13 protein-coding genes are annotated in these 12,044 nt (G+C 71.2%); 4 read left to right on the top strand and 9 right to left on the bottom strand.

Features of this window, described 5'->3' with window-relative positions; all coding sequences use genetic code 11:
• Positions 1-4: 4 nt before the first annotated feature.
• The 3 genes from ACWIHT_RS17905 to ACWIHT_RS17915 all read right to left on the bottom strand — a co-directional run bounded on the left by ACWIHT_RS17905 (position 5) and on the right by ACWIHT_RS17915 (position 3,016).
• Positions 5-1,492, bottom strand: coding sequence for a glutamate synthase subunit beta (locus tag ACWIHT_RS17905; protein WP_456169066.1), 1,488 nt, complete (start codon positions 1,490-1,492; stop codon positions 5-7).
• Positions 1,493-1,680: 188 nt separating this feature from the next.
• A complete protein-coding gene (locus tag ACWIHT_RS17910; protein WP_456169067.1) occupies positions 1,681-2,160 on the bottom strand; it encodes an anthrone oxygenase family protein in 480 nt (159 codons plus the stop codon).
• A 151-nt stretch (positions 2,161-2,311) separates the two neighbouring features.
• Positions 2,312-3,016, bottom strand: coding sequence for a DUF2293 domain-containing protein (locus tag ACWIHT_RS17915; protein ID WP_456169068.1), 705 nt, complete (start codon positions 3,014-3,016; stop codon positions 2,312-2,314).
• A gap of 114 nt (positions 3,017-3,130) precedes the next feature.
• Here ACWIHT_RS17915 and ACWIHT_RS17920 point away from each other — a divergent pair, with 114 nt between their 5' ends.
• The 3 genes from ACWIHT_RS17920 to ACWIHT_RS17930 all read left to right on the top strand — a co-directional run bounded on the left by ACWIHT_RS17920 (position 3,131) and on the right by ACWIHT_RS17930 (position 4,813).
• Positions 3,131-3,793: a uridine kinase gene (locus ACWIHT_RS17920; protein WP_456169069.1), complete on the top strand. Its 663-nt coding sequence runs from the start codon at positions 3,131-3,133 to the stop codon at positions 3,791-3,793.
• Between the two features lie 45 nt (positions 3,794-3,838).
• The gene (locus ACWIHT_RS17925) at positions 3,839-4,231 is read left to right on the top strand and encodes a PPOX class F420-dependent oxidoreductase (RefSeq protein WP_456169070.1); all 393 of its coding nucleotides are present in this window, start codon (positions 3,839-3,841) and stop codon (positions 4,229-4,231) included.
• A 153-nt stretch (positions 4,232-4,384) separates the two neighbouring features.
• A complete protein-coding gene (locus ACWIHT_RS17930) occupies positions 4,385-4,813 on the top strand; it encodes a CBS domain-containing protein (RefSeq protein WP_200710485.1) in 429 nt (142 codons plus the stop codon).
• Positions 4,814-4,854: 41 nt separating this feature from the next.
• Here the strand turns inward: ACWIHT_RS17930 and corA are convergent, their stop codons facing one another.
• Positions 4,855-5,982 (bottom strand): magnesium/cobalt transporter CorA, encoded by a 1,128-nt coding sequence (corA, locus tag ACWIHT_RS17935; protein WP_456169071.1) that lies wholly within the window; start codon positions 5,980-5,982, stop codon positions 4,855-4,857.
• A 202-nt stretch (positions 5,983-6,184) separates the two neighbouring features.
• Between corA and ACWIHT_RS17940 the strand changes: the two genes are divergently transcribed.
• Positions 6,185-6,979: a methyltransferase domain-containing protein gene (locus tag ACWIHT_RS17940; RefSeq protein ID WP_456169072.1), complete on the top strand. Its 795-nt coding sequence runs from the start codon at positions 6,185-6,187 to the stop codon at positions 6,977-6,979.
• A gap of 51 nt (positions 6,980-7,030) precedes the next feature.
• On the opposite strand, the gene ACWIHT_RS17945 is transcribed toward ACWIHT_RS17940, so the two are convergent.
• From ACWIHT_RS17945 to ACWIHT_RS17965, 5 genes are all read right to left on the bottom strand, one after another.
• On the bottom strand, positions 7,031-7,945 hold the full coding sequence (locus ACWIHT_RS17945; RefSeq protein ID WP_456169073.1) for a carbohydrate kinase family protein: 915 nt from the start codon (positions 7,943-7,945) through the stop codon (positions 7,031-7,033).
• Complete coding sequence (locus tag ACWIHT_RS17950) at positions 7,942-8,853, bottom strand: pseudouridine-5'-phosphate glycosidase (protein WP_456169074.1); 912 nt, start codon at positions 8,851-8,853, stop codon at positions 7,942-7,944. The genes ACWIHT_RS17945 and ACWIHT_RS17950 overlap by 4 nt, the downstream gene beginning before the upstream one ends.
• Before the next feature lie 143 nt (positions 8,854-8,996).
• Positions 8,997-10,229: a formaldehyde dehydrogenase, glutathione-independent gene (fdhA, locus tag ACWIHT_RS17955; protein WP_456169075.1), complete on the bottom strand. Its 1,233-nt coding sequence runs from the start codon at positions 10,227-10,229 to the stop codon at positions 8,997-8,999.
• 170 nt (positions 10,230-10,399) lie between these two features.
• Positions 10,400-10,954, bottom strand: coding sequence for a methylated-DNA--[protein]-cysteine S-methyltransferase (locus ACWIHT_RS17960; protein WP_456169076.1), 555 nt, complete (start codon positions 10,952-10,954; stop codon positions 10,400-10,402).
• 45 nt (positions 10,955-10,999) lie between these two features.
• On the bottom strand, positions 11,000-11,875 hold the full coding sequence (locus ACWIHT_RS17965) for a glycerophosphodiester phosphodiesterase (protein WP_456169077.1): 876 nt from the start codon (positions 11,873-11,875) through the stop codon (positions 11,000-11,002).
• Positions 11,876-12,044 lie beyond the last annotated feature (169 nt).

Below are 12,044 nucleotides of genomic sequence, written 5' to 3' on the forward strand. Positions count from 1 at the left end.
CCCGTCACACCGCCATCGGCCGGTCGTACGGCCCGATCGGCGCCGGAAGTTGCGAACTCCCCGTCAGATAGCGGTCTACGGCCGCCGCCACGGCCCGCCCCTCCGCGATCGCCCACACGATCAGCGACTGGCCCCGGGCGGCGTCCCCCGCGACGAACACGCCCCGCGCGCTCGTCGCGAAGTCCGCGTCGCGGGTGATCGTGCCGCGCGGTGCCATCGCCAGCCGCAGCTGGTCGATGAGCCCGTCGGCCCGGTCGGGCCCGGAGAACCCGAGGGCGAGCAGCACGAGATCGGCGGGCAGGCTGCGGCCGGAACCGTCCAACGGCCGCCGCTCCGCGTCCACTTCGACCAGATGCAGCGACCGCACCCGCCCGTCCGCGTCCCCCTCGAAACGGAGCGTCGACGCCGCGAACAGCCGGGCATCCGCGTGCGCGGCGGGTGCCGTCTCCAGGTCCCGCGCCTCCTCGTGCGCGGCCGAGAGCCGGTAGATCTTCGGATACGTCGGCCAGGGCTCCGCGTCCTCGTCGCGCTCGGTGTCCGGCTGGGCGTAGATGTCCAACTGCGTGACGGACGCGGCCCCTTCACGCACCGCCGTGCCGAGACAGTCGGCCCCGGTGTCGCCGCCGCCGACGATGACGACATGCTTCCCCGCGGCGGACAACGGGGACTCGGCGAGGTCCCCCTCGCAGACCCGGTTGGCCAGCGGCAGATACTCCATCGCCTGATGGATGCCAGTCAACTCCCGCCCCGGCACGGTGAGTTCACGCCACGCCGTGGCTCCCGTGGCGATCACCACCGCGTCGTAGCGCGCCCGCAGTTCGGCCGCTCCGACATCCCGCCCGACCATCGTGGACGTACGGAACTTGGTGCCCTCGGCCCGCATCTGCGCCAGCCGCCGTTCCAGATGCCGCTTCTCCATCTTGAACTCGGGGATGCCGTACCGCATCAGCCCGCCGAGCCGGTCGTCCCGCTCGTACACGGCGACCGTGTGCCCGGCGCGCGTCAACTGCTGTGCCGCGGCGAGGCCGGTGGGCCCGGAGCCGACCACCGCGACGGTCCGCCCGGACAACCGGTCCGGCGGCCGGGGTGGCGTGAAACCGTCGGTCCACGCGCGGTCGGCGATGGCCACCTCGACGTTCTTGATGGTGACCGCGGGCTGGTTGATGGCGAGCACGCAGCCCGCTTCGCAGGGTGCCGGGCACAACCGCCCGGTGAATTCGGGGAAGTTGTTGGTGGCGTGCAGCCGGTCGGCCGCCGCCCGCCAGTCGTCCCGGCTGACCAGATCGTTCCACTCGGGGATCAGGTTGCCGAGCGGACAGGCGTCGTGGCAGAACGGGACGCCGCAGTCCATGCACCGGTCGGCCTGTCCGCTCACGATCGGCAGCAGCGCGCCCGGGACATACACCTCGTCCCAGTCCCGTACCCGCTCGTCGACGGGCCTGCGGGGCCACTCCTCGCGCGGAGTGGTCATAAAACCCTTGGGATCGGCCATGGCGGTCTTCCTCGCGTCCGCATGCGACAGGCCGTGCGTCATCGAGCGGCACTCTTTCAGCCACGATAAGGCCCCCCGGCCGAGCGCGCAGAGTGGGCGAGACCGCTTTCTCAGGAGGGTTTCCGCAGGCTTGTGCCGCCCTTTGCCCGCGTTCCTCAGCCCGCGCTCAGTTGATCTTGGGACTTCGCTCAGGCGAGGGCCAGCATGTAGACCAGCGCGGCGGCGACCGAGGCCGTCGCGCGGACGTGATTCCACATCGTCCACTCGCGTATGTACGACGGCCAGTACGCGGCGGCCTCCGGGGTCCCCGGGGCCAGCTTCAGCAGGGCGTCGTTGCGGGGCACGTTCGCGACGAGGGTCAGCCCGAACGCCCCGAACAGATACAGCGCGCTGCCCAACAGCAGCTCCGCGGTCCCCTGATCCGGCCACAGCACGAACGTCACCACCGCGATCACCGCGCACACCAGCGCCGAACCGGCGAACAGCAGCATGAACGCGGGAGTCAGCGCCGCCCTGTTGATCGCGTTCATCGCGGCGACCCCCTGCGCGGGCGGCAGTTCGGCCAGCCCCCGCACGACCAGCACGGAGAAGGCACAGAACACACCGGCCATCACCCCGGTCGTGAGCACCCCCAGAACCGTCAGCGCGAAATACGGTTCACCGATCATGCCGACACCAACTCCCGCCCGTAGAGCCGAGATCCTGCCCACCACCAACCGTCACGACAAGTCGAACCCGTCCCCGCCCGCCCGACCATGGCCGAGAATCGCCGGACCATACGCGAGCGTCCACGACACCGCTCGCCGACGCCGACGGACGTCATACCGGGACACCCCGCCAGTCCCGCAGCACCCGTTCCACCCCCACCGCGATCCGCCGCCGCGCCTCGTGCCTCGGCACCCCGCTCATCAGCAACTGGTCGTACGGCGTGTCCTCGTGCCGTACGGCCGCCGCCACCGCCGAGACCACCGCCCCCTCGGACAACGCCCGGCCCGCCGCGCTCCGCCCCACCCGCCCGCTGCCGCGCAGCGAGGCGTGCGCGGCGATCGTCCGGGCCCGCTCCCCGGGGCAGCCGGGGAACAGCCGTCGTATCTCCGCCGCGAACGCCTCCGCGAACCGCACGTCCTCCACGGCCCGCCGCCCCGCGTCCCGCACCCGGCGCCGCCGCCGTGCCTCGGCGTCCGCGAGGCACCGTTCCTCGGCCCGGACGAGCCCCTCCTCCTCGACCAGGACGCCCTGTCGCTCGTACCGGCCCCGGCGCCGGTCGAACCGCACCACCACCGCCGACAACGCGCTCTCCTCCCGCGCCCTGCGCGTCAGCGCCGTGTCGCCGCGCGGCAGGAACACCAGATGCCCGAGGTCCACGCAGTCGAGACACCGCGGCACCCCGCCCTCGACGACCAGCAGCGCCAACGGCCCACGCCGACACCCCGCGCAGTGCCGTTTCCTGAGCGGCTGGACGACCAAGAGTCCGCCGACGGCCACAAGTCCGTCGCGGATCGGGGGAGTCGAGAGCGATGCCATACGAGAGACATTCCCTGCCACCGACCACCTCGCTCCTGTTTTCACGCTGTCCCGACCTTGTACGTCCGCCGCATCTGAGCCTCGCGCCACCCGCTGACCGAGGCCTGACGCATCATGGGCCCTGTGCGACTGGAAGCGATCACCTGGGACCGGCTCGGCGACCTCCTCGCCGAGCGTCTGCTCGACCTGAAGCCGGCCGACGGCAGCCCCTGGCCGCGCGTCGCCTTCGACGGCGCCCCGGCGGCCCGCCCGGGCGACCTCGCCGAACGGGTCGCGGAGGCGCTGCGCGTCCGCGGCCGTCCCTCGCTCGTCGTCGGCACGGAGGGCTTCCTGCGCCCCGCCTCGCTGCGCCTGGAGTACGGGCACCAGGACACCGACGCCTACTACGACGGCTGGTTCGACACCCGGGCCCTGTGGCGCGAGGTGTTCGGCCCGCTCGAACCGGACGGCGACGGCCGCGTCCTGCCCGACCTGTGGGACCCGGCCGCCGACCGCGCCACCCGCAGCCCCTACGTCCAACTCCCGCCCGGCGCCCTTCTGTTGCTGCACGGCCCCCTCCTTCTGCGGCACTGGTTCCCCTTCGACCTGACCCTGCACGTCCTCCTCTCGCCGGGCGCCCTGCGCCGCCGTACGCCCGAGGCCGAGCACTGGACCCTGCCCGTCTTCGAGCGCTACGAGGACGAGACCGACCCGGCCGGCACGGCGGACATCCTGGTGCGCGCCGACGATCCACGGCACCCGGCGTGGGGCGGGCTGCCCAACGGCCGAACGGCCTGACCCAAAGGGCTTTTATATGTGTGTGCATTTAGTTAGGGTGTCGCCATGCCGATCTTCGACGACTTCGTCCGTGCTCTCCTCGACGGGAAGAACTTCGCCAGCGTCGCCACTCTCCGCCCCGACGGTGCCCCGCAGACCTCGGTGGTCTGGATCAAGCGCGAGGACGACACCGTCCTCTTCTCCTCTCTCCAGGACCGCCAGAAGGTGCGCAACCTCCGTCACGACCCCCGCGTCAGCCTGTCGGTGTTCGACCTCGCCAACCCCTATGCCTCGGTCGAGATCCGCGGCACCGCCGAGATCCTTCCCGACCCGGACAAGCGGCTCCCGCACGAGCTCTCGCACAAGTACCTCGGCGTCGACCCGCCCGGCGAGCGGGACGACCAGGTGCGGGTGATCGTCCGCGTCGTGCCGCGGAAGATCGTGGGCTTCCAGGTCTGAGCGCTGTTCGAGCGCCGTCCCGGATTCCCGGTCGACCACCGGAAGTCCCGACCGCCCGGGTGCGTTCGCCCCGCCGCGCGGCGAGAATGTAGGGCGCCGGGACTAGCGGAACGTTCTGTACCGCGCCGGCCGTCCGGCACCGGGAGGTACTTCATGACCACCGCCGGAGACATCATGCACCGGGGCGCCCAGTGGATCCCCGCCCATGAAACCCTGGACCGCGCCGCCCAGCTGATGCGCGAACTGGGCGTCGGAGCCCTGCCCATCAGCGACGAGAACGAACGGCTCTGCGGCATCCTCACCGACCGGGACATCGTCGTCGGCTGTGTGGCCATGGGCCACGATCCGGCGAAGATCACCGCGGGCGAGATGGCCCAGGGCACGCCCCGCTGGATCGACGCCGGCGCCGATGTCGGCGAGGTGCTCCAGGAGATGCAGGGACACCAGATCCGCCGGCTTCCCGTCATCGAGAACAAACGCCTCGTCGGCATGATCAGCGAGGCCGACCTCGCCCAGCATCTGACCGAGGACCAGCTCGCCACCTGGGTCGAGAACGTCTACGCCCGAAGTGCCATGCGCTGAACCGAACCCCTGGACGGTCGTGCTCTGGGCCGCCGGGTGGCTCAGAGCCAGCCGTTGCGCCGGAAGCCCCGGTACAGCGCCAGACAGGCCACGGTTATCACGCCCAGGATCAGGGGATAGCCGTACCGCCAGTGCAGCTCCGGCATGTGGTCGAAGTTCATGCCGTACACACCGCACACCATCGTCGGTACGGCGATCACCGCGGCCCAGGCCGTGATCTTCCGCATGTCCTCGTTCTGCGCGACCGTCACCTGGGCGAGGTGCGCCTGCAGAATCGAGTTGAGCAGTTCGTCGAAGGACGCGATCTGTTCCTTCGCCCGCAGCAGGTGGTCGGAGACATCGCGGAAGTAGGCCTGTATCTCCGGTCCCACCACCCGCATCGGCCGGGTGGACAACGCCTCAAGCGGGCCGCTGAGGGGGACCACCGCCCGCTTCAACTCCAGCAGTTCACGCTTGAGTTGGTAGATACGGCCCGGGTCCGCCCGCGCGCCGTTCTCCGCGAACACGTCCGTCTCCACCTGGTCGATGTCCGCCTGCACCGAGTCCGTGACGCTCAGGTAGTCGTCGACCACGTGGTCCGCGATCGCGTGCAGCACCGCGGCCGGCCCCTTGGCGAGCTGCCGGGGATTCGACTCCAACTCCTCGCGCAGCGGCCCCAGCGAGCCGTGCCGTCCGTGCCGCACGGTGATGACGAACTCGGCGCCGACGAACACCATGATCTCGCCGGTGTCCACGACCTCGCTCGTCGCGGTGAGCTTCTCGTGCTCGACGTAGCAGACCGTCTTGAACACCGCGAACAGCGTCTCGCCGTAGCGCTCCACCTTGGGGCGCTGATGGGCCTCGATCGCGTCCTCGACCGCCAGCGGGTGCAGGTTGAACAGCTCGGCGATGCCCGCGAACTCCTCGTTCGTCGGCTCGTGCAGACCGAGCCAGACGAACCCGTCGTCCTTCTTGCGCACCCGCTCGACGGCGTCCACCAGATCGCCGCCGACCGGGACCCGGACGCCGTCCTGATACGTGACGCACTTCACCACCGAGGAGCCCAGGGGTGACCGGGCGTGGTGGCTCAGGTCGACCCGCGGGCGCCGTCGCGCCAGCCGCGCCACCTTGCGGAGGCCGCCGACCCTGCCCAGGCCCGTGACCTTCCGAAGATTCCCTGCCATGGACATCCGGATCTCCTTGCGTGGATCCCCTCGCATCGCATTTCTGCGCCTTGGCGTGCCAGTTTGCCAGGCCGACGTGAGCGGTGGGTAAGCCTGTGGGAACGGAATCCTCCGCTTTGTTCCCGCCTGTGGACGAAGCCGTGCGAGGGCGTTCCGAACCGGAGCGTCGACCCCTCCCGACAAGCGGGGCAACTGGGATGATCGCGGCATGACGCGATCCGACGGGTATCTCCTCGACAACCGGCAGTCCGAGGCAGGGCAGCGCTTCGACGCCTTCGCCACGCTCTTCGACCCCACGACGTTCCGGCACCTGGAGGGGTTCGGCGTCGGACCCGGCTGGCGGGTCTGGGAGGTCGGCGTCGGCGGCACCTCGGTGGTGTCCTGGCTGGCCAAGAAGGTCGGACCGACCGGGAAGGTCCTCGCGACCGACATCGACACCTCCCAGGTCGCCTCGGTGGCCCGCCCGCCGATCGAGGTGCGCGTCCACGACGTCGGCGCCGAGGAACCGCCGGGGGAGGGCTTCGACCTCGTGCACGCGCGGCTCGTCCTGGTCCATGTCCCGGACCGGGAACGGGCGTTGCGCTCGATGATCAAGTCCCTGCGCCCCGGTGGCCGCCTCCTGATCGAGGACGCCGACCCCGCCCTCCAGCCCCTGCTCTGCCCCGACGAACACGGTCCCGAGCAGCAACTGGCGAACCGTCTCCGCAACGGCTTCCGCGCACTCCTCGCCGACCGCGGCGCCGACCTCTCCTACGGCCGCAAACTCCCGCGCCTGCTCCGCGAGGCCGGTCTGCGCCGGGTGGAGGCCGACGCGTACTTCCCGGTCACCTCACCGGCCTGCGCCGCCCTGGAATCCGCCACGGTCCGCCAGATCCGCGACCAGCTCGTCACCGCGGGTCTCGCCACGGACGAGGACATCGACCGCCATCTGGCCAACGTCGCCTCCGGCACGATGGACCTGGCCACGGCGCCGATGATCTCCGCGTGGGGGCGGAAGGCGTAGGCGCCGGGCGGGAGTTGAGGCCCGGTGGGCGCGGGAGGCGGGGTTGCTTGCTCACTCCCGCCCGGGTGGCCGCCCTCCCACCCGTTCCACCGCCCGCGCTCCCGCCCGGCACCCCTCCCGCGCCGCTGCCTCGGGATCGGCGCCCGTCAGAAGCGTCGCGAGGAACGCCCCCGTGAACGCGTCGCCCGCGCCCGTGGTGTCCCGGGGCGTGGCGGGCTCGGCCGGCACGCGTGCGTGGACCGTGCCGGAGTGGGCGACCAAGGCCCCCTCTGCGCCCTGCTTGGTGACCACCAGGGGGACATGGCGGCTCAACTTGGCCGCCGCGTCCGCCGGATCGGGCAACCCGGTGAGCAGACACGCCTCGTCCCGGCTGGGCAGCAGCACGTCCACCCCCTCGACGAGCGCCAGGAAACGGTCCACACCCAGCTCCACGAGAAACCCCGCCGACGCCGGATCCAGACTCACCGGCACCCCACGCGCGCGTGCCGACTCCACCGCCGCGGCCACGAACGCCCGACTGGGCTCGGAGAACAGCAGATAGCCCGACAGATGCAGCCGTACGACCCCGTCGAGCAGCGAGTCCGACCAGTCGCCGGGATCGAGCCGCAGGGACGCGCCGCTGTCGGTGAGGAACGTCCGCTCGGCCGACGCCCCCGTGTCGACCAGACAGATCACCGTCCCGGTCGCCGCCTCCGGATCGACCACGAGACGGGGCCGTACCCCGGAGGCGACCAGCTCCCGTTCGTGCCACGCCGCCGCGTCCGCACCCACCCGACCGAGCAGCCGTACGTCCCCGCAGCCCCAATGGGCCGCCCAGCAGGCCACGTTGGCGCCCGCGCCGCCCGGCACGGTCCGGATCACGGCGGCGGTGTCGGTGCCGGGCGCGAGCGGCCCCAGATGCCGGGCGACGACATCCGTGACGACGTCGCCGACGACCAGGAGCGCGCCGTTCGGCCCGGTCGTCACGCCTCCTCGGCCCAGGCCGCCGCGATCCGCCCCGCCAGTCGTACGTTGCCGCGTACGGCCGCCAGGTTGGCGCTCAGCGAGGCGCCGTCGGTGTGCTCCACGAGGTAGCCGAGGAGGAACGGGGTGACCGCCTGCCCGGTGACGCCCTCTGCCTCGCACGCGTGCAGCGCGTCGGCGAGCACGCGCGCGTGCAGCTCGGGATCCAACTGCTCGTCCTCGGGCACCGGGTTGGCGACGATCAGGGTCGACTCCGGGGCGTCGAGCGCGTCCTGCGCCCGCATCACGGCCGCCACCTGCTGCGGGGTCTCCAGCGTCCAGTCCACCGGGTACCCGGAGTCGGAGAGGTAGAAGCCGGGGAAGCGGTCCGTGCCGTATCCCGCGACCGCCACGCCCAGCGTCTCCAGGCGCTGCAAGGTCGCCGGCACGTCCAGGATCGACTTCACGCCCGCGCACACCACCGTGATCCGGGTGGACGCCAGCAGCCCCATGTCGGCGGACTCGTCCTGCGTCACCGTCCACTCCCGGTGCACCCCGCCGAGCCCGCCGGTCGCGAACACCCGGACGCCCGCCCGCGCCGCCAGCAGCGCCGTCGCGGACACCGTGGTCGCCCCGCTGGCCCCCGCCGCCACCGCGAGCGGCAGGTCGCGGTGGCCCAGCTTGCGGATCCCGTCCTCGTTGGCGACCCGCTCCAACTGGTCCTTGTCCAGGCCGACATGGGGCCGCCCGTCCAGCACGGCGATCGTCGCGGGGACGGCGCCCTCCTGACGTACCGCCGCCTCCAGCTCCAGCGCCACCTGTAGATTGCGCGGGCGCGGCAGCCCGTGCGCGATGATCGTCGACTCCAGGGCCACCACGGGTCGACGCGCGTCGATCGCCTCGCGTACTTCCTCGGACACCACCAGCACCACGCGCCTCCTGTCGTTCGGTCTTCCCTCATCCCTGGCGGGCTCGGTGCCCGGTCAAACCCTCGCGGGCTGTGGGAGACATCATCGGCGCCCGACATGGAAAACGGGGGCCACACGTGCGTGGCCCCCGTTTTCCATGTCGTACCTCAGACCGGGCTGACGCCCGCCAGCGTCCCGTGGGGATCGAGCACGTACTTGCGGCCGGCGCCCTGGTCGAACTCGGCGTAGCCGCGCGGTGCGTCCTCCAGCGCGATCGGGGTCGCGTTGACCGCCTTCGCGATGTGCACGCGCCCGTGCAGGATCGCCATCATCAGACTCCGGTGGTATGTCATCACCGGGCACTGACCGGTTGCGAACCGGTGACTCTTGGCCCAGCCGAGGCCGAGCCGTACCTTCAGGGTGCCGCTCTTCGCGTCCTCGTCGACCCCACTTGGGTCGGCGGTGACGTACAGCCCGGGGATGCCCAGGGCACCGCCCGCGCGCGTGACGCCCATCAGCGAGTTGAGGACGGTCGCCGGTGCCTCCGGGGCGTTCGGGCCGTGCGCCCGTGCCTCGAAGCCGACCGCGTCGACCGCCGCGTCCACCTCGGGCTCGCCGACGATCTCGGCGATCTGCTCCCCGATGTCGCCGCGCGAGACGTCGACGGTCTCGCAGCCGAAACTCCTTGCCTGGCCCAGGCGTTCGGGGTTCAGGTCGCCGACGATGACCACCGCGGCGCCCAGGAGCTGCGCCGACGCCGCCGCCGCGAGACCGACCGGACCCGCCCCGGCGACGTACACCGTGGACCCGACCCCGGCGCCCGCGGTGACCGCGCCGTGGAAACCGGTCGGGAAGATGTCCGACAGCATGGTCAGATCGAGCAGCTTCTCGCGTGCCTCGTCCCGGTCGGGGAACCTCAGCAGGTTGAAGTCCGCGTACGGGACCATGGCGTACTCGGCCTGACCACCGACCCAGCCGCCCATGTCGACATAGCCGTAGGCCGCCCCCGGACGGGCCGGGTTGACGTTCAGACAGATGCCGGTCTTGCGTTCCTTGCAGTTGCGGCATCGCCCGCAGGCGATGTTGAACGGTACGGAGACGATGTCGCCCACGTCGATGAACTCGACGTCCGGACCCCGTTCGACGACCTCTCCGGTGATCTCGTGTCCGAGGACCAGTCCCTCGGGCGCGGTCGTCCGACCGCGCACCATGTGCTGGTCGCTGCCACAGATGTTGCTGGCGAGCACCTTCAGGATGACCCCGTGCCGGACCTTGCGGCCGACGTTGGCGGGGGCGACTCCCGGCCCGTCCTGCAGTTCGAGCGTCGGGTAGTCGATGGTCCTGACTTCCACCGCTCCCGGCTTGAGATACGCGACTGCCCTGTTTCCGCTTCCACTCATGCGTGATCGCCGTCCCTTCGGCTCCGATCCCCCGGATGCCAGTGGCTGTGCGCGCGCATGGCGGAGTCTGCTACCGGCTCGGCCTCCCGGCCACCCTTCGCGGGGCATCGGAAACCGTGGTTCTCCAGGAGTGGCCGACCATCGCCTGGTCCAGCCCCCTGCCCGAGCGCTCAGAACAACGGCTCGGGCAGGACTCCCTCCAGCGCCAGCAGTCTTCTCTTCGTCTCCAGGCCGCCGCCGAAGCCGCCGATGCCGCCGTCGCTCTCGACGACCCGATGGCAGGGCACGACGACCGGCAGCGGGTTGGAACCCATCGCCACCCCCACCGCCTGGGCCGCGCGCGGCTGGCCGACCCGCCCGGCCAGGTCGCCGTAGCCGACGACCGAGCCGTACGGGACGCCGGACGCCAGCTCGCGCAGTACCTGGCGGTTGAAGCCGGAGATCAGGGACCAGTCGAGCGGCAGGTCGAAGTCGCGCCGGGCTCCGGCGAAGTAGGCCTCGAACTGGCGTATCGCCTCGGCCAGCAAGGGGGAGTCGGGCGCCTCGACCGGTTCGGTGCCCAGCCGGGACGCCAGCCGGTCGAGCGTCCTCTCGCGCACCGGGTCCGTGGCGTGGAACACGACGTTGACCAGGCCGTCCTGTGTCGCGGCCAGCAGCAGCGGACCGATGTCGGTGCCGACGACGGTCCACACGACCCGCTGCTCGTTCTGCCCATGGCTGTCCATGCGCCCACCGTACGACCCGGCACTGACAACGCCCCGCGGGCGGTCTCAGAACCCGCTCAGCGCGGACCGCACCACGTCCGGTCTGTTGGTGATGAGGCCGTCCACGCCGTACCCGGCGACCGTCCACGCCGTGGGCGCGTCGTCGACGGTCCAGGCGTACACCTCCATCGGACCGCCGTGCGGGCCCGTGAACCCGTGCACCGCGGAGACGTAGCTCTTGGAGATCGAGCCGTACGACGGGTTGATCAGGTCGGTGAAGGCGGCGTACTCGTGCAGGGTGGACACGGAAGGTGTGCCGAGGAAGCCGGTCCTGATCCCGGGAGCGAGGTCGTGCACGATCCGGATGCTGGCCGCGCTGAAGCTCTGCACGATCAGCCGGCCGTCGACGTGGGACTGGCCCAGCCATCCTTCGTTGCCCAGGACCTTGAGGGTCTGCTGCTCGATGCCGGGGTACAGCTCCGGGTTCTTGATTTCCAGGAGCAGGCTCTGGTGGTTGTGTTCCACCTCGCGCATGTACTGCGTGAGCGTGGGCACGCGCGTGCCGGTGTACGCGGGGCCGAACCAGCTGCCCGCGTCGAGGCGGGCGATCTCGGCGGCGGTGAAGTCCTTCACCTTCCAGGGGGCCCGGTCGGGGAACACCTTCGCGACGTCGGTGGTGCGCTTCAGGCTGTCGTCGTGGATGACGACGAGTTCGCCGTCCTTGGTGCGCTGGACGTCGTTCTCCACCCACTGGAAACCGAGCCGGGCCGCCTTGTCGATGGAGGCCAGGGTGTTCTCGGGGGCGTAGGCGGACGCGCCGCGATGGGCGACCACGGTGGGCCACACGGCCTCGTCACCGGCCCTGGCCTGGGGGGAGGGGAGCAGGAGGGCGGCGGCCCCCAGGAGCGCGGTGGTCGAGGCGGCAACTGCGCGCAGGTGCATGCGTACTCCTCGCGTCGAGCGATCACATACAGCTCAAGAATGACAGCGGAACGTCACTACCCGTGGGGTACGGGATGGACACAGAATGAATGGAGTTGCCCAAGTCCGCTCACCGGTGCCGCACAAGTGGGGCGGGGCCGTGTTTCTTTGCCGGAAAATCGTTCGACCA

Source organism: Streptomyces sp. NPDC002276, assembly GCF_053891435.1.